The sequence below is a fragment of the Desulfospira joergensenii DSM 10085 genome, assembly GCF_000420085.1.
Classification (GTDB): Bacteria; Desulfobacterota; Desulfobacteria; order Desulfobacterales; family Desulfobacteraceae; genus Desulfospira; species Desulfospira joergensenii.
On record NZ_ATUG01000001.1, the window covers coordinates 327,889 to 345,083 of the forward strand.

The 17,195-nt window shown below is 50.5% G+C and carries 19 protein-coding genes and 1 pseudogene; 5 read left to right on the plus strand and 15 right to left on the minus strand.

The window, feature by feature from the left end; translation table 11 throughout:
* Positions 1-15 precede the first annotated feature (15 nt).
* On the minus strand, positions 16-2,037 hold the full coding sequence (locus tag F608_RS0101535; RefSeq protein ID WP_022663846.1) for a DEAD/DEAH box helicase family protein: 2,022 nt from the start codon (positions 2,035-2,037) through the stop codon (positions 16-18).
* Between the two features lie 469 nt (positions 2,038-2,506).
* On the opposite strand from F608_RS0101535, the gene F608_RS0101545 reads away from it, so the two are divergent.
* The gene (locus F608_RS0101545) at positions 2,507-2,998 is read left to right on the plus strand and encodes a GNAT family N-acetyltransferase (RefSeq protein ID WP_027362361.1); all 492 of its coding nucleotides are present in this window, start codon (positions 2,507-2,509) and stop codon (positions 2,996-2,998) included.
* Positions 2,999-3,094: 96 nt separating this feature from the next.
* Here F608_RS0101545 and F608_RS0101550 read toward each other — a convergent pair whose 3' ends face one another.
* On the minus strand, positions 3,095-4,264 hold the full coding sequence (locus tag F608_RS0101550; protein WP_022663848.1) for a pyridoxal phosphate-dependent aminotransferase: 1,170 nt from the start codon (positions 4,262-4,264) through the stop codon (positions 3,095-3,097).
* Between the two features lie 320 nt (positions 4,265-4,584).
* Here F608_RS0101550 and F608_RS34080 point away from each other — a divergent pair.
* A pseudogene (locus tag F608_RS34080) lies at positions 4,585-4,937 on the plus strand (type II toxin-antitoxin system RelE/ParE family toxin).
* Positions 4,934-5,209, plus strand: coding sequence for a helix-turn-helix domain-containing protein (locus F608_RS0101560; RefSeq protein WP_022663849.1), 276 nt, complete (start codon positions 4,934-4,936; stop codon positions 5,207-5,209). The pseudogene F608_RS34080 and the gene F608_RS0101560 overlap by 4 nt, the downstream one beginning before the upstream one ends.
* Positions 5,210-5,329: 120 nt before the next feature.
* On the opposite strand, the gene F608_RS0101565 is transcribed toward F608_RS0101560, so the two are convergent.
* The 10 genes from F608_RS0101565 to F608_RS0101620 all read right to left on the minus strand — a co-directional run bounded on the left by F608_RS0101565 (position 5,330) and on the right by F608_RS0101620 (position 13,722).
* The gene (locus tag F608_RS0101565; protein ID WP_022663850.1) at positions 5,330-5,992 is read right to left on the minus strand and encodes a GntR family transcriptional regulator; all 663 of its coding nucleotides are present in this window, start codon (positions 5,990-5,992) and stop codon (positions 5,330-5,332) included.
* A 96-nt stretch (positions 5,993-6,088) separates the two neighbouring features.
* A complete protein-coding gene (gene hutI, locus F608_RS0101570; protein ID WP_022663852.1) occupies positions 6,089-7,330 on the minus strand; it encodes an imidazolonepropionase in 1,242 nt (413 codons plus the stop codon).
* Positions 7,331-7,348: 18 nt separating this feature from the next.
* Positions 7,349-8,035 (minus strand): AroM family protein, encoded by a 687-nt coding sequence (locus F608_RS0101575; RefSeq protein WP_022663853.1) that lies wholly within the window; start codon positions 8,033-8,035, stop codon positions 7,349-7,351.
* A 50-nt stretch (positions 8,036-8,085) separates the two neighbouring features.
* Positions 8,086-8,952 carry an ABC transporter substrate-binding protein gene (locus F608_RS0101580; protein ID WP_022663854.1) on the minus strand — a complete coding sequence of 289 codons (867 nt, stop codon included), beginning with the start codon at positions 8,950-8,952 and terminating at the stop codon, positions 8,086-8,088.
* Positions 8,953-9,042: 90 nt separating this feature from the next.
* Positions 9,043-9,819 (minus strand): amino acid ABC transporter ATP-binding protein, encoded by a 777-nt coding sequence (locus F608_RS0101590; protein WP_022663856.1) that lies wholly within the window; start codon positions 9,817-9,819, stop codon positions 9,043-9,045.
* Complete coding sequence (locus tag F608_RS0101595) at positions 9,816-10,703, minus strand: amino acid ABC transporter permease (RefSeq protein WP_022663857.1); 888 nt, start codon at positions 10,701-10,703, stop codon at positions 9,816-9,818. The genes F608_RS0101590 and F608_RS0101595 overlap by 4 nt, the downstream gene beginning before the upstream one ends.
* A gap of 214 nt (positions 10,704-10,917) precedes the next feature.
* On the minus strand, positions 10,918-11,382 hold the full coding sequence (locus F608_RS0101605; RefSeq protein WP_027362363.1) for a hypothetical protein: 465 nt from the start codon (positions 11,380-11,382) through the stop codon (positions 10,918-10,920).
* A 127-nt stretch (positions 11,383-11,509) separates the two neighbouring features.
* A complete protein-coding gene (locus F608_RS0101610; protein ID WP_022663859.1) occupies positions 11,510-12,031 on the minus strand; it encodes an adenine phosphoribosyltransferase in 522 nt (173 codons plus the stop codon).
* Positions 12,032-12,040: 9 nt separating this feature from the next.
* On the minus strand, positions 12,041-12,790 hold the full coding sequence (gene mtnP, locus F608_RS0101615) for an S-methyl-5'-thioadenosine phosphorylase (RefSeq protein ID WP_022663860.1): 750 nt from the start codon (positions 12,788-12,790) through the stop codon (positions 12,041-12,043).
* Positions 12,791-12,906: 116 nt separating this feature from the next.
* Positions 12,907-13,722 (minus strand): SAM hydrolase/SAM-dependent halogenase family protein, encoded by an 816-nt coding sequence (locus F608_RS0101620; RefSeq protein ID WP_022663861.1) that lies wholly within the window; start codon positions 13,720-13,722, stop codon positions 12,907-12,909.
* Between the two features lie 139 nt (positions 13,723-13,861).
* On the opposite strand from F608_RS0101620, the gene F608_RS0101625 reads away from it, so the two are divergent.
* A complete protein-coding gene (locus F608_RS0101625) occupies positions 13,862-14,737 on the plus strand; it encodes a DMT family transporter (RefSeq protein WP_022663862.1) in 876 nt (291 codons plus the stop codon).
* Positions 14,727-15,215, plus strand: a complete 489-nt coding sequence (locus F608_RS0101630; RefSeq protein ID WP_022663863.1) for a CYTH domain-containing protein — start codon at positions 14,727-14,729, stop codon at positions 15,213-15,215. The genes F608_RS0101625 and F608_RS0101630 overlap by 11 nt, the downstream gene beginning before the upstream one ends.
* A 3-nt stretch (positions 15,216-15,218) precedes the next feature.
* Here the strand turns inward: F608_RS0101630 and F608_RS0101635 are convergent, their stop codons facing one another.
* From F608_RS0101635 to F608_RS0101645, 3 genes are read right to left on the minus strand one after another with little or no spacing between them, the layout of a single operon-like run.
* Positions 15,219-15,665, minus strand: coding sequence for a hypothetical protein (locus F608_RS0101635; protein WP_022663864.1), 447 nt, complete (start codon positions 15,663-15,665; stop codon positions 15,219-15,221).
* The gene (locus F608_RS0101640; RefSeq protein WP_022663865.1) at positions 15,662-16,621 is read right to left on the minus strand and encodes a 4Fe-4S dicluster domain-containing protein; all 960 of its coding nucleotides are present in this window, start codon (positions 16,619-16,621) and stop codon (positions 15,662-15,664) included. The genes F608_RS0101635 and F608_RS0101640 overlap by 4 nt, the downstream gene beginning before the upstream one ends.
* A 32-nt stretch (positions 16,622-16,653) precedes the next feature.
* Positions 16,654-17,169: a thioredoxin family protein gene (locus tag F608_RS0101645; RefSeq protein ID WP_022663866.1), complete on the minus strand. Its 516-nt coding sequence runs from the start codon at positions 17,167-17,169 to the stop codon at positions 16,654-16,656.
* Positions 17,170-17,195 lie beyond the last annotated feature (26 nt).

Consider the following 17,195-nt stretch of genomic DNA (forward strand, 5'->3'; position numbering starts at 1 on the left):
GGAGTTCTGCCTCTTTTAGCCATCGTCAGCCATCCTCTTTTTAAATAGCCTTGTTAATGAATTGAGCACGTCCTCCAGAAGCTCCTGTGCCCTGATAAAATTCTCAGTCTTCATTTTCTCACGCTTGCCTGATACGCCTTCTACCTCTAACCTTTTCTTGAGTTTCTTGTTCACGAGCTGGACTGCTGCAACAAAATTATTTCCAGTAACACCAGGGTACAATTTGAATGCGATATCTCTACCATTAATCTGCAGATCACATCTGTTGAGCAGAAGTTTTGCTGTTCTATTCACCTCCTCATTGAGGCGTTTCCGGGCCTCCTGGCGTTGCTTCTGAGGCAGCACGGGGAATGGAGCTGATGCTTCTGTTACCCTACGCTTAGACTTCTTTTTCGATTTAATTGCTTTGAGAATATCGGCAGCATCAAACCCGAGAGATTCCGCGTGAGCCTTCAGTTCATCCAGAAGAGCAGCGTCGTCAGTGTCGAGAAAATCCTCCTCGAAAAATTCCGATACAATCTCCTTGTCGACAACCATGTCGTTACGCAGCTTCATTCTGGCACGACCCTCGGTTGCTTCAGCTGGAGGCTCCGGCTCTTCCCCAGAGATGAGTTCTTCGAAATAATCCCTGTCCTCACGCTCCATGTCCCTGAAATCTTCGAGCTGCTGATCGAGATTCATTCCAATATGGGTAACGACGTATCCGTAATTGTCTGGGTGCCTGGGATCATTCTGTACGACAACCCTCATTGTCCTGCCGATGAACTGAACATATGGCGGCAACGACCGGAATGGACGAAAGATTGCCGCGACGCTGAGATGCGGATGATCGAAACCTTCCCCGAGCATCTGGACCTGCACCAGACAATCAAGCATGCCGGATCTGAGCTTCTGCATGACTTCTGCCTGCTTATCAGGTGGCATGTCACTGTAGATCTCAGCGGCTTCGTAACCTCTTTCAGAATACAAAGAGCGAATGGCCTTTGCATGATTGACCGACATTGCGACCGCAATTAACTGATGGTTTGTCCCTGATTGACGGAGTTTTTCGAGCTTGTCGAGGCTGGCGTCAACGATGTGATAGTTGCATTCAGGCGACATGGCAACGCCTCGGCTGAACCATGTTTCTTCTTTGAGTTCCATGACCTCTTCGAGCGTGTGATGATAGTCATCGCCTTCCCAAGTGAAATACAATTCCTCAGGGGCAACGTAGATAGCCTGCAGCTTCTTGATGTACCCCTTGATCATAGCTCTTTTGAAAGAGTAACGGTAAATGAAAGTGCCCTCGATGTTCTTTTTGTCGCTCCGAAATGGTGTGGCGGTTAGGTTTACGACCTTCGCTTTCGGGAACTTATCAAATACCTTCATCCAACTCGGGGCCGCGCTGTGATGACCTTCATCCACCAGGATCATGTCAAAATAATCGTCTGGGAATTGTGGAAGCCACCGATCTGCGCTGCTTGCGAGCTGCTGGATGTTGGTGACAACGATGTGGGATCGATCGCAGTCGTGGACGTTTGCATCCTTGCCATCAAGTACCGCAATGTAAGGGCCAGCGGACATGACCTCCGGCGCAAGAACCTTGCATTTGTGCCAAAAACAAGTCCTTTTATTGGTGATGTCCAGGGCCTTCTGTAGCTCATTGCGGATTGTGACATTCGGAGCGATCACAAGGACACGGCCTTCGGATATGCCAAACGGGAGCAACGATATTAGCCCGGATTTTCCACATCCAACCGGCAACTGCATGATTGCTTTACCGCCGTCTGATTCAAAAAAATCAAGAGCTGCAGCATGCCCCTCTTTCTGAGGATCACGCAACAGATCATTTCCCTCGATAAATGATTCTGCTGACATGAAAAATTCGTTGATAGGCCTGTTGGCCCTGACCCATGCATCAAGGTCAGATTTGTTGAAACGCCACATTTTCCCGAGCTTGTGCCCTGGGACTCGTCCTTGCTGCGCCATTGAATATAAGCTGCTTGAACTAATTCCAAGATAATTTGCTGCTTCATCTGCGTTGAGCCATTCGGCCATGGAATATATCTCCTTATTTGAGTTCAATATCAATATAAGGATTCTGTTATTTGTTGTCAATTATTATTATTTATTGTTAATTAACAACAAATAATAAATTTAAAAAGTCGAGATTAAACCACGTTTTTTGATTTTTTCCAGATACTTTTTTTCAAGCGTGGACTACCTGCAAGCAAAATTTCATTTTTTAGGCAATTGAGCACCCAAGACTATCCCTGTCAGTCTCCACTATATTTAAAATTATTCAAAACATGACACAGCCGAATATCACCTCGGATCAACACCCGGTCATGTTTTGCTGCGAATGCCGGTGGGAATTTCTGCATGGTGTTGAATTCTGATAATATTAAAATTACGGTATTATTCGCTTGGATGATTGATACCTTGACTTTGTCGCTGATGTCACTCTATAAAAAAAGGAAAACAGATATACAGAACCGCACTATATTGCTGAAAAATCAGAGATTACATGGATAATTTAAATTCTAATATTTCTCTCCGTCTTATGAAACAGGGAGAAGAAAATGATGTTGTGAATTTGATTTTAAATGTCTTTTCTGAATTTGTTGCCCCGCATTTTTCCAATGACGGTGTTTTGGAATTCAAAAAATTCGTTAATAATTCATCAATATCTGAGCGATTTCAATCCGGAAATCCAATCATTGTTGCAGTATTCAAAAATAAAATTATCGGTGTTATTGAAATGCGAGATAATAGTCATATCGCCTTGTTTTTTGTTGAAAGATCATTTCAAAAAAAGGGTATTGCCAAGAGATTGCTTTGTGAGGCTGTAAAAGTAGTTAGGCAAAGAAACCCGACTGTTCAAAAAATAACTGTTAATTCTTCACCAAATGCATATACCGCATATCAAAAATTCGGGTTCGAAGGTGAAAAAGCATTAAAAACAGTTAATGGCATTCGTTTTATTCCAATGGAATTAAAGCTCAATCATTCCCTTTAAGGAGCAGGAAACATATGGGCATGGTGATCATTTTAATTCACGGACAGCGGTTAAACTCTTTAAAGCAACAAATGCTCGAATTTATGGCAAGAGGCCCTAGTTTTGTCTTTTCACCCAATCTGAAATCCGCTCTATTGCCATGGTGATATCCTGCGAAGAGCACGCATAACACATCCTAAGGTACCCTTCGCCATTTTCACCAAAATCCGTTCCTGACAGACACGCCACCCCTGCCCTGTCGAGCAGTTTCATTGCAAGATCAGTGGATGTGAAACCTGTTTTGCGTATATTGGGGAATGCATAAAAAGCTCCCCCGGGGGACTGGCAGGAAATCCCGGGGATGGTATTTAACCCTTGAACCATCAAATCCCTTTTCATTCGATACTCTTTCAATGCTTCCTCCACCTGGACCTGATTTCCATTGATCGCTTCAATCCCGGCCACCTGGGTAAATGAGGCTGTGCAGCCCACGGCATGTGTCATCAAAAGGTCCAGACGGCGGGCCAGGGGTTCAGGGGCGATCATGTATCCAAGCCGCCATCCGGTCATGGCATATGTTTTTGAAAATCCGTCCACGATGATGGTGCGCTTTTCCATTCCCTTTAAGGCCGCAATACTGATCGGTGTATTTCGATCAAAGATGAGGCGGGAATAGATTTCATCGGACATCACCCAGCAGTCGCAGCGCTCTGCGGTCTCGGCAACAGACTTAAGATCTTTAAGAGGCATTACACCTCCTGTGGGATTGGCCGGTGAATTGAGGATAATCATCTTTGTTTTGCCGGAAACCCGTGCATTAAAAGCATCTATGTCAAAGGAAAACCCGTTTTTTTCATCCAGGGGAATCGGTACAGGGACCCCGCCGGCTGCCTGGATCATGGCTGGATATGTGGGAAATCCCGGATCCGGATACAGGACCTCATCCCCGGGGTCCACAACGGCAAGGGTGGGGAAAAACAATCCGGGTTTGGCGCCCGGTCCGATCACCACCTGTTCAGGCAGAATCCTCATTCCCCTTCTGAAGCCGGCATCTTCGGCAATTGCCCGGCGCAGTTCCTGAATCCCCGAAGGCGGGTTGTACCGGGTGTGGCCGTCCCGGATCGCTTGTATCCCGGCCTGTGAAATATGTGAAAACGTATTAAATCCGGGCTGGCCTATCTCAAGGTGGATAATGTCTTTGCCTTGTGCTTCCAGGTCACGGGCTCTCTCCAGGACTTTATAAGCCCCCTCGGGTTTTAAGGAGGCGGTTCTTTGTGCAAACTTCATCATCTCTATCCTTCTACGGCAACTGAAACCAAATCCGGAATTTATAATGAATCAAAACCGAACCTTTACCAGGATTTGAAAAATCAGTAAAGCCGATTCAGTGAAAAACCCACCATGATTCGTCGAGATCGTGAAACATCTTGCTTAACTCAAGTCAAATTTAAAAGTGAATGATTCTTGAATAATTCTCAATTCCATCTTCACCTGAATAATCCGGGTGGAAATCAGGCGACAGGACAACCCAGGAGAATGACTGTGATTTTTGTTTTGAAGAACAATTTCACCTTGCCGTATGTTCGCATATATACTAACTTTGGTGCATGAGAAAAATAATTTTCTATCGTTTGAATAATGGAAAGTGCCCTATTGAGGACTATCTTGATTCGCTTTCTCAAAAACAGGTTGAAAAGATTTTTTTAGTTCTTGATTTGATCGAACAGCTTAATATGGTACCTCGCAAATTTTTTAAAAAACTGGAGGCCACGGATAACATATGGGAAGCAAGAGTTCAGCATGGAAATAATATTTTTAGATTGCTTGGTTTTTTGATGGCAATGAACTCGTTATATTGACTCATGCTTTCACGAAAAAATCCCAGAAAACGCCTAAAAAAGAAATTAAAAAAGCTGAAAAGAGAAAAAATGAGTATTTTTTGCAAAGGAGGCAAAGATGAGCGATCTTCAACAATATAAAAATAAAAGAATGGCCAAAGACCCTGAGTTCTGGAAAACCTATGAAGAAAAATTTGAGACATTTAAACTTGGCATTCTTTTAAAACAGGCCCGAATTGATGCCGGAATGACTCAAGAGCAAATTGCCAAGGAATTAAACACAACAAAATCTGTTATTTCAAGGATGGAAAATCATGCCAAGGATATTCGTTTATCTACACTTGAAAAATTTGCTAAAGTTGTTGGAAGACAAATCCATGTAGCCCTGGTCTGACATCATCTTTCCTTTTTTCCCGGCCATGAAATTCATTCTCAAATTTTTGATTTAAAGGTTTGATTTTTCCAGGCTAAAATATTTTATAGAGAGGTCAACTCCCGGAGGGCAGTGATGTTTTTACGGAAGGCTTACCTGCTTTACGGCAAAGCCCTTGGCAAGGGCAAGATCCTTGTCAACCCATTGAATGGCATCGGCTGTTTTCCGGTTCAGCAGGAGTTGGGTGAGGTTTTCGTGCTTTTCAACCTCGCGGTCCAGATCATTTCGATTCTGGTCTATGGAGGCGATGACGAGCTGCAGATCCCTCATCAGGGAGCGTTCGGTTTCCATGAGGCGGTTGCTGCCGATGAGTCCGACCATGACGGAATGAAATTCAACATGGGCATCCGCCGATCTGAGTGTATCCCCGGTAAGGGCCGTTACGGCATATTCATCCATGGCTTTCCGCAGCAGATCAAGGGATTCGGGCGGACATTGGGCGGCGGCCTTTACTGCAGCGGTTTCCAATACGTTCCGGGTCAGGAAAATATCTTCCACTTCCTCTTTGGTCAATTTCCGGGCCATAACCCCTTTGTTCGGAGCGTAGACGACCAGCCCGTCCGAGGTCAGAACCCGCAATGCCTCCCGGACCGTGCTCCTGGAAACTGAAAAAACCCGGGATAAATCCATTTCCTTTAATTGTTCGCCGGGGCTGATTTTTCCGTCGAACAACGCCCTTTTCAGTGCTTCAACAACCCTGTCCACCGTTGTTGAACGTTCAATTTTTATCCCTTCCAGTTCCACCAGATGCCTCTCTTTTCCTTTACATCCATATTGCCGTCCAATAACCTTATCATAGTGAATTTTATTTTAAACCCTTAGAAAAAAGGTTTCCTTACACTAAAGGATAATCCGTCCGCATGAAATCACATGGTGCACCAGGGGAGATCCGATCCGGGTGCCGATTTCATTGGGGTGGGAACAATTTAAAATCGTCAGATCCCCCCGTTTTCCAATATCCAGGGAGCCCCGGTCGTTTCCCCGGCCGAGGACATAGGCGGCGTTGAGGGTGGCTCCCACGATCGCCTCTGCCGGGGTAAAGCCGAACCAGGAACATGCCAGGGCAATGGTCAAAACCAATGAAGTGGCCTGAAACGATGAGCAGTAATCGGTGGCTATGGCTACGGGCACATCGGTTTCAACGAACAATCTGCCGTTGGCCTTTTGGTTGTCCAGGTAGAATTGTTCTGCGATGGGCAGTAAAACGGCTATGGTTTCCGCCGCACCCATATCCCGGATTTCCGAATCCGGGGTATAGGTTAAATGATCGGCAGCAACGGCCCCTCCCTCAACTGCAGTGCGCCATCCATGGGAATGGCTGGATGCATCTGCGTGCACCCTTGCCGGCATGCCCGTCTGCATGCTCTTTTTTAAAAGGTCTGCGGCAAGGTCTGCTGTAAAATCACCGATTTCACAGGTGATATCATGGAACTGGGCAATGCCCTGTTCCATTACCCTGGGCAGCATCTCATCCCTGACCATGGCAGTATATTCCCCTGGAGTCGGCCCGTCCTGTGGGGCGATGTGTGCGCCGAGAAATGTAAAGACAATATCCAGGTCGGTTTTTTTGGATGCCGTCTCCAGGATCCTCAGGAGGCGCAGCTCCTGGTCCGTTGACAGGCCATATCCGGATTTTGCCTCCAGGGTGGCGGTACCGCCGGCCAGGATCGAATTGAAGGCATGGATCGTATTGTTGATCAGCTGCGCGTCTTTTGCCGCCCGGGTATTGACAACCGTTGACCAGATGCCGCCGCCCTGACGCCGGATATCTCTGCCTGAATCCCCTTGAAGCCTTCGGACATATTCCCAATGTCGGTTTCCTGCAAATACAGGATGACAATGGGATTCAACCAGGCCCGGCAGCACCGAACACCCTTTCACATCAAGGGTGGGGACATCGCTGCCGGCCTCCTTTAAAACCACGGATGTGGGACCAACACAGACGATTCTCCCCCCGCGTATGGCAACGGCCCCGTCCTCAATGAGATCAAGTTCTCCCTGGGATTTCCCCGATCTGGGTCTGCCCTTGTCATGAATCCGGGCCAAGGTGTCGGAGTGGATAACGTTCAGATCAAAGCTCATGGTTTTATCGTCACTTGGTTAAATTAATTCGGTTAATACCCTTGCCGTCACGGTTGTTGCACAGATTACCGGGACATCCACCGCTTTCCGGGCCTGGGCCCGATGTTCTTGGTTAAATCCCATATCATCCAGCAAAAGGACCTGGGCGCCTTGATTCACGGCGCTTTTTGAAGCAATGGCCGCCTGTTCCACAGGGGCGTAAGGTGATGCGGCGGCACAGACCACTTTTCCGGCATAGGGCTGCCATTGTTCCGGCGCACTTTTCAGGTCTGAGGCAGGTCCGATGACCCCCAGGGTTTTCTGCCCGGCCAGGGTCTTTATGATCCCCCGGAGTATGATCACCGGTTCCAGAAGACCGGAGCAGGCAGACCTCAGGGCGGGAAAATCACCGGAACACAAGAGGACGACATACCGGCAGCGGTTCCCAAGAAAAACCGCCTTTTCAATAAGATACGGAAGAAGCCGCTCTTTGGACAGGAAGATCTCAGACCCGCCGGCAAGCCGCGTCTGGATTCCGGTTTCAAGGGGGCCCGGCAATAGGGCGTTTATCTGTTCATTCCCGAGCCCGTCAAGGGCCCCGGCCTCTATAAGAGTCAGCCTTTTACCAAGGATCCCCTCAAATGACGGAATGACATCCCTCCTGGGAGACTGCCCCAGGGTAAGAAGTCCCAGATGCGGGCCCGGCTTGATTTGTTTTTTTTTCATTGGGCAATATTCAGCCCGCCGGAATGTGCCGGCGGGCCGAAAGATTCAGTTTAGGGCCTTTTCCCGTTGATCAGCGGTTCAGGGAGTGCCCCTGTTGAGATTTCCCACTTATCCAGGATTTCTTTGTAGGTGCCGTTATTGAACAACTCCGTAATGGCCGCATAAACAGCATCCCTTAACCGGGCATTCTCCTTTGAAAAGCAGATGCCGTAGGGATCGGGGTTAAGAACGGCCCCCACTGGAACAAACATGCCCGGATTTTCCTTGGCAAGCCAGCCCAGGACTTCAGGACTGATCGCTGAAGCCTGGGCCCGGCCCTGTATCATCTGAAGGCGGGCAGTTGCTTCGGAATCGACCGCCAGGATTTTCACGGCGGCCAGGCCTTTTGATTCAAGGTTGTCTTCACTCCATTTTTTCATGGTGGTCAGATAGTCGGTGGCGGCGGAAACGGCAAATGTTTTCCCGCTTAAGTCGGCGATCTCTTTAATGGTACCGGCATATTTTTTCAAGGTAAAGCACTGGGTTCCTGAATTAAAATAATCTATAAAATCAAGGGTTTTTCGCCGGACAGCCGTATCTGAGATGCCCGAAATAACCATATCCACCCGGCTGGTATTGATGGAATTGATCAGCTGGTCGAATTTCTGGTCGTCAAAAACGATTGTGATCTTTAAGATCTTCCCGAGGGCTTTGGCAAGATCTACGTCAAATCCGATGAGTTCATCCTGCCCCGGTTCCTTATATTCCATGGGCGGAAATATTCCGTTGATACCGATGGTGATTTTTCCTTTGGCTTTGATATCCTCCGGAAGCATGTCATGGGGAGTGGCGCTGAACCCTGTTGAGGCCAGACAGAAAAATGCCAGACAAACAACAAGACCGTTTCGGATTCCTGCATGGATACGTTTACAATACATTGAGTTTTTCTCCTTTTTGGCCGGAAATATTAGTCCGGCAGTTAAAAATAATTTTTTCAGAATAGGCCTCCCTTGTTTCATTCCAGGCGTTCAACTTCCCACATTTGCAAGAAAGGACCGGGTTCTTTCGTTCTCCGGATTATCGAAAATATCCCCGGGCGTGCCCGTTTCAACGACAACTCCTTTATCCATAAGTACGACCTTATGGGCAACCCCCTTGGCAAAACCAATTTCATGGGTGACAACCACCATGGTCATTCCGCTGCCGGCCAGGTCTTTCATGACGGCCAGCACCTCCCCGACCAGCTCGGGATCCAGGGCGCTGGTCGGCTCATCAAAAAGCATGAGTTTCGGATCCATTGCCAGGGATCTCGCAATGGCGACCCGCTGCTGCTGGCCGCCGGACAATTGCTTTGGATAACTGGACTCCCATTTTCCAAGGCCAACCTTATCCAATAATTTTCTTGCCCGGTCGATGGCCGAATCCTTATCTTCCTTTTTTACAAAAACAGGGCCTTCAATGAGATTCTGCAGCACGGTCATGTGGGGAAAGAGATTAAAATGCTGAAACACCATTCCGATCTCCCTTCTAAGGAGGCAGATCTCCTTTTCTTTCTGCTCATAAAGCCGGCCCTTATGCAGCCGTGCGCCGACCAGATTGCCATCCACGTAAATTCTGCCCTGGTTGATCGTTTCCAGGTGATTGATACACCGCAGAAAAGTGCTCTTGCCGGATCCGGAAGGGCCGAGAAGACACATCACTTCTCCTTTTTGAACTTCCAGGCTGATCCCTTTGAGAACCTTCGTTTTTCCATAGGATTTATGAACGTTTTCAGCCTTTAACATGGGTCCGGATGATATCCTCATCTGGCACCTCCTGCTTTTCCGCGCCGCAGGGTCATGAAATGAAAAAAATTCTGTACCAGGGACCTTTTGGACGGATGATCCTGACCCCGGGAAAAATAATCTTCGATCACGGTTTGAATCAGGGAAAGAATGGTTACAACAATCAGGTACCATCCCGTGGCGACGATCAAGAGCTCCATGACCTTGGCGTTCACAAAATAGATCAATTGCGCCCGGTGAAGCAGCTCTGTGTAAGCAATGGCGCTGGCCATGGAAGAGGTTTTTAAAAGGCCGATGAATTCATTGCCAAGGGGCGGGATAATGACCCGCATGGCCTGGGGAAGAACGATCCTGCGCATGGCCTTCAGCCGGGTCATGCCCAGGGTGGATGCAGCATCCAGCTGCCCCTGGTCAACGGAAAGGATGCCGCCCCGGACGATTTCCGTCATATAGGCGCCTTCGTTAATGCCGAGGCCCAGAAGAGCTGCGAAAAAAGGGGTCATCACATCGACCATTCTTCCCTCCCAGAACCCGAGATTGATAACGGGGAAGACAAGGGCCAGATTAAACCAGATCAGAAGCTGAAGGTAGATTGGGGTGCCCCTGAAAATCCAGATATAGAAACCGGCAAACCAGCGGGTAACCGGATTCTTTGACAGCCTCATTACGGCAAAGACAATGCCGAGGATCAATCCTGTGACCATGGCAAGAACCGTTATCACGATGGTGTTGCCAAGCCCTTTGATCAGGGTCGGTGCCATAAAAAATTTACCGACCACAGGCCAGTCGATCTGCCCGTGTGCAAATGCCCGTATGATCGATACAAGCAGCAGAATGACCAGGGTTCCGGAGATCCATCTTCCATAGTGCGGGAGCGGGATTATCTCCTCATTTTCCTTTCCCATCAAGCCTCCTTTTTCCACTGCCTGAAATTATATGTTCCGTCACCTGATTTAAGAAGAAAAACAAAGGGCAAGCCCCCTCTTCTCTTATATTGTCGGAATGTACTATTGTCTGACAATTTTATTATCATGATAATTTTCCAAAATCAAGATATCTCCAATAATTTAAATTCCCGTGCACCAAAGGAGGCAAAAAAGGCGGTTTATCAGCGGATAACTATTTGATTTCTCCGGGAAGATCTGCAAGCCATCCGGCTTCCATTACGCCCCAGAGGCCTACCAGGATGGCCTCGGCCGCATCGTGGCGCAGGGATGCTGGCCGTCTGGCCCCGGACCATTCAATCACGCTTCTGGCCAGGGCTCCGGCATTTTTCTTGGCCAGGACCCCGGTTCTCTGCTGCCTGGGATAGAGAAATTTTGCCCGCCAGGTTTCCGCGCTGATCCGGACCAGGGCAATGTTGCGGCGGCGGGCCTCCCTGATCCAGATATCGGCCAGGGTACCTCCCCCCTCAATGACCAGCCTTGAAATATCCGGGGTTTCCTTGAAGATGCCGAACACAGCCGCTTTCAGGCGCTTGATGGAAGAATAGTTCTGGGATCTGTACCAGATCAGGCGGCCGTCCCTGCCGTACAGGGCAAGGCCGGTTTTAAGCCCCAGGTCAACGGAAAGAAGAAAGCTCATATTGCAATTGATAATGGACAATTGACAATTGTGGTGGCTGTGCTCCTATTTTTATAAAAAGAATCTCGGTTTTTTATCCCTGGAGTTCTTTTTCGATTCTTTCGGCCTTCAGTCTATATCCCTGAATCTACTCTCCTTCAAACTCACAAAGGGAAAAGACCTTGCACCCCGGGATCTGGTCCCTTCCCTTGAGATCGGGCAGTTCCACGATAAAGGCGCATTCCACCAGATCGGCGCCCAGTTTTTTAACCATCTTGACCGTGGCCCCCACCGTGCCCCCCGTGGCGATAAGATCATCCACGATCACCACCCGCTCTCCCGGAGCTACGGAATCCAGGTGCATTTCCAGGGTGGCTTCCCCGTATTCCAGGCTGTAGGATTCCTCAATGGTCTCGCAGGGAAGCTTGCCCTTTTTCCTCACCGGGACGAATCCGATGTTCAGCTCATAGGCCAGGACCGCACCGAATACAAAGCCCCTGGCGTCAATGCCCACGATCTTGTCGATGTTCATGTCCTTGTACCGTTGGATGAGCAAATCGCAGGACTCCCTGAAGGCGTCAGGGGACTGCATCAGGGTGGTCAGGTCCCGGAAGATGACCCCTTCAATGGGCCAGCCCGGAATGCTTCTGATGGATTCTTTGATCTTCATTCTTTCTCCTTACTCCTCTATTTTTCCAATGGTCTTTATCAATAGTTCTTTTACATTCTCGGCATTTTTTTCAAACACGGCCATGATCTCCTGCCAGCTCACAGGGGCCTCATCCTCTTTCCAGCAGTCATAATCCGTAGACATGGCAACGGCAGCGTATGGAATGCCGACCTCGTTGGCCAGCATGGCCTCGGGTGCCGTGGACATATTGATCACATCGGCGCCCCAGGCCCGGAACATCTTGGATTCGGCCACGGTGGAGAATCTGGGGCCCTCAATGGTGACCACGCAGCCCTTTTCATGGGCATGGAAATCAAGCTCCCGGGCAGATGCAGACAGATGACGCCTCAGGGACTGATCAAAGGGATGGGCCATGACCGTATGGTTGATCCCGCCCTCAAAAGAATCGTGAAAAGTGGTTTTCCGGAACCGGGTAAAATCAATGAACTGGTCCAGGATGACAAAATGGCCCCGGTCGATGCGGGACCGCAGACTGCCGCAGGCCGTGGTGGCGATGATATGGGTGGCCCCGGCCCGCTTCAAAGCATCGATGTTGGCCCGGTTGTTGACCTGGGTGGGGCTGAGCTGGTGATTCCTGCCGTGGCGGGCCAGGATCAGGGTCTGCCTCCCGTTGATCCGCCCGGAGGTGATGGGGGATGAGGGGCTGCCGTAGGGAGTATCTGTCTGAATCTCCCTGGGATCTTCCAGGATATCCGGATCATCCAGTCCGGATCCGCCGATGATGCCGACCAAAGTCATGTTCTTCTCCTCAATAATTCAATTCATGTGGTGCTTCATTTCAAAGGGCTACGATAAAGGATATCAGGGTGGGAATCAAGTCCTCTGAACCTTGATTCCCAATTCACAATTAAAAATTATTCATTGCTCCGGAGGAGCATTGTATCCAGCCGCTCCAGACCCAGAGTTCGGGCGGCGTTCCCGTTTTTCACGGCAATCTCCATGTGGCCTGTGGAGGATTCCAGAACAAAGGGGATGCCCTCCCGGGCTTCTGCATACGTGTTGCAGCTTTCATTAATGGAGATCTTTTTGTCCCCGGCACCAGAGGCTTCCAGGACAAAGCCCCCCTGGGAAAATTCCTTAAACCGCTCCCCGGACAGGTTGAGGGTCAGGTTGCCGAAGGTGTCGATGTGGATGATGGTGAGAATTAGTTCATCCCCCCGGCTTTTTGGAGAGGGGATTTCAAAGGGGATCATGGAGTCCAGGCAGGGTCCGAAATTTTCTTTGGGTCTGCCCAGGGATAGATGGGCCGCCACCGGGGCAAAGATGTCCCGGCCGTGGAAGGTGGAAGAGACCGGCTGCAGAAAGTACTCTTCCCGGGTGAGATGAGTAATGGATCGGATATCGTTTTCCTGTGCCGCCGGAAACATCACCCCGTTATCCGGCCCGATAAAAGAGTAGTCCCGGGTTTTCACCAGGATGGGCCTGCGGCCGCTTCCCACGCCCGGGTCCACTACCACGCAGAAGATGGTTCCCCCGGGGAAAAACCGGGCCGAAGACGAGAGGACAAAGGAACCGTGGAGGATGTCCTGGGGCCGGATCCCGTGGGAAAGATCCAGAATCCGGGCCCCGGGATTTATGGAAAGGATCACCCCCTTTACTATCCCTGCAAAGGCGTCCCGGATCCCGAAATCCGTGAGCAGGACAATGGGGCTGCGGTTTTTATCTTTCAATTTTAGTTTTCCTTCCCCTAGGGGAGTTAAGAGTTGACAATCATGTCCCAACCATGCTCTATGGCAATTTAACATGAGTTTTATTGAAACGGCAAGTGTCCTCCAAGGAGGCTGCCCAACCCCTTTAGGTGTTTGAATTTTGACTTTTAAAACCTTTATCCTGACCGGCCTGGCCATGACGGCATTTGCCCTGAACTCCATCCTCTGCCGGTTTGCCCTCCGGGACGGGCTTATTGATCCCGGCAGTTTCACCATGATCCGCCTGGCCTCCGGGGCTCTTTTCCTGGGACTTGTCCTGGGCAGAAAGGCCCTGAAACGCCCCATACCGGGAAACGGCTCGGCATCCTTGGCCATGCCCCTGATGCTGACCCTGTACGCCCTGTTTTTTTCCCTGGCCTATGTCCGGCTGGATGCCGGCACCGGAGCCCTGATCCTCTGCGGAGCGGTTCAGGTCTCCATGATTTTGGGGGGAATCCTGGCCGGAAACCGGCCCACCAGGACACAGGCCGCCGGGATCCTTCTGGCCATGGCAGGCCTGGCCTGGCTTTTCCTGCCCGGCCTGTCCGCCCCCTCTTTCACGGGCGCCCTGGCCATGACAGGAGCGGGAACCGCCTGGGGAATCTATTCCCTTCTGGGAAAGTATGCATCTGACCCGGCCGAAGCCACGGGATTCAACTTCATTGCAGGTCTTGGCCCGGCCCTTCTGCTCTGGATGGTGATTCCGGGATCCGACCCCTTGTTCCTGACCTGGTCCGGCGCGGGGATTGCCGTCCTGTCCGGGGCATTTACCTCGGGCGGAGGATATGTGATCTGGTACCGGGCCCTGAAGGGGCTGGGCCAGACCCAGGCCGGGGTGGTCCAGCTCACCGTCCCGGTTCTGGCCGCAGCCGGGGGAATCCTGTTCCTGTCAGAGGTCCTCACCCCCCGTCTGGTGCTTGCCGGTGCGGCCGTTCTCATGGGGGTGGGTTTGTCTTTTATTAAAAATCAGAAAAGAGTGGAATCCTATGGGCATTGAGATCGAACGCAAGTTCCTGGTAAAAAAGATTCCCCGGGACATCCTCCGGACAAAGGCCATCTGCCAGGGATATATCACGGGCCGGGCCGACCGGGTGGTCCGGGTACGGATGATTGAAGAAGCCCGGGGAAACGATCAGGGCTTTCTCACCATCAAGGGAAAAACCAAGGGAAGCGTCCGGTCCGAATATGAGTATGGAATCCCCCCCGGGGATGCCCGGGAGATGCTGGATCTTCTCTGTGAAAGGCCTTTGATCGAAAAAGAACGTCTCTGGACCCGGTTTAAAGGATTTGAATGGGTGATCGACCAATTCTTTGGGGAAAACCAGGGACTGGTGGTGGCTGAAATCGAACTTGAGTCCCCGGATCAGGCATTCAGCCTCCCGCCCTGGGCCGGTCCGGAGGTGACCCAAGACCCCAGGTATTTCAACTCAAACCTGATCCGCCATCCCTTTTCCAAATGGAACAAAGAGGATTAAAGTTCAATTAAGCCATTTCTTCCCGGCAACCAGGGTAAATGCCCCGGCTCCTATCAAGGCCATGCACAGGCACAGGTGTAAAATATCCAGAAGGATGATGGTGGCGTGGGAAAAATAGATTCCCGGCAGGTTCTTCACCACCATGAGGGCCCCGGTAAGGACCAGGCCGAGGATGGCTCCGGATTTCATCCAGGCCCAGGCCGTAAGCCGGCCTCTTTTCTGTCGATCAAGAAAAAAATCCAGGGCAGAATAGATACACAGGCCAATGAATACGGCGGCCAGACCATAGTGAAGGGCGTGGGTAACGTAAAACCGGGCCAGCCATCCCAGCCCCGGAATATCGGCGATATAGTACCTCTTGAAAATCGGCATCTGGGCAAATCCGGTCAGGGCGATGAAGGCCAGGATGATTCTGTACCCCAGGGTTCTTATTCCGCTTATCCGGGTCATTGTTCATCCTCCTTTACACGCCTATAGAACTTACTGAATGCCGCAGCTGCGCCGGCAACGGGGGCAATGAGCAAGGCCAGGGCAATATGGGTGCCGTTTTCCATCAAATTCTTCACCGGGCTCAGATGGGGTCTGCCCTTGCCCGTCTCGATAATCAGTTCATCAAAGGGAACCGGCGAGACATATATGGTGTTTGTTCCTCCGTTTTCCTTTTCTCCGTAGATATATCCGTTCATTTTACCGGCCAGGTCATGGGCGGTCCTGAGGATCTCGGATCTCGGTCCCATGGTCTGGACACCTTCCGGGCAGGCCTCAATACAGGCGGGGATTTCCCCTTTTTCGATTTTCTGAAAGCACCGGTCGCATTTATACATCACCCCGTTGCCGGCCATGGAAGGCAGGAGTTCCAGGTAGAGGCCCACACCGGTCTGGCGCTGGGGGATGTGCCAGGGGCAGACCTTTCTGCATTTGGATCCCCCCAGGCAGATGTCGGAATCGATCCGGGAAAGACCGTTTTCCTCCTGCTTGGCCGCCCCCCAGGGGCAGAGCTTGACGCAGGGAGGATTCACGCAATGCATGCATCTTCTGGGGAGGGTCAGTTCGATTTCTTCCCCGTCCTTGTTCGCCCGGGCATACTGGATGTAAAGCCAGTTATAGGGGGTGAGCCGGTCCGACACATCCTGCCTGTCCGACCAGTCCTCCACAGGGACCCGGGAGGGGATCATTCCGGGGAAAGGTTTTTCAGGAGCCGGATATTTCCCGGCATTGGATTCCCGGCAGGCATGGACACACTCCTCGCATCCAATGCATTTTGAGACGTCAATCAGGGTTGCCAGGGGATCTTCCGGGGTTTCGGCCGCTGCCGCAGCCCTGGCCAGTCCTGAGGATGCGGCCACCGAGCCCGCCGCCCCCAGGGAACTTTTGAGAAAAGCCCTTCTGGAAATTTCAGATGTCATGGAATTCTTCCTTAATGATACAGGCGACGCGGTTAACTCTTCCGGACAAAATCGTGGAAACTCATGGTTTCATAGCTTTTTGTCCGGATATACTCCAGTATCCGCACCATCTGGTCTGCTTCGATATATCCCGGGATATTTGAGATTTTCGAACCGTCGGGTTCCAAAAACCACATGGTGGGAAGCCCCTTAACCTTCCACTCCTGGGCAAGGGCCTGGTTCTGATCCGTGTCCACGGAGATGCTGACGAAATGTTCATCCATGAGTGCCTGTACTTTCTTATCCGTGAAGGTATACTTCTTCAGCTTGGTGCAATAGGTACACCAGGGGGCATGGAAGTAAAGAAAGACATTTTTGCCTTTGGATTTTGCCGCGGCAAGCCCTGACCCATAGGAGTGCCATGCGATGCCCGTCCCTTTCCCCTGGCTGGGTTCCGGGGTGACGGCCGCAGACACATTCTCTTCCGGTGTTTTTGAAAAATTATATATTAAAACGCCGGCAACGGCCATGAGGATCAGGGCAACAACAAGTATATTCTCTTTTTTCATTTTTCAGCCTTATTATGATTTACTCC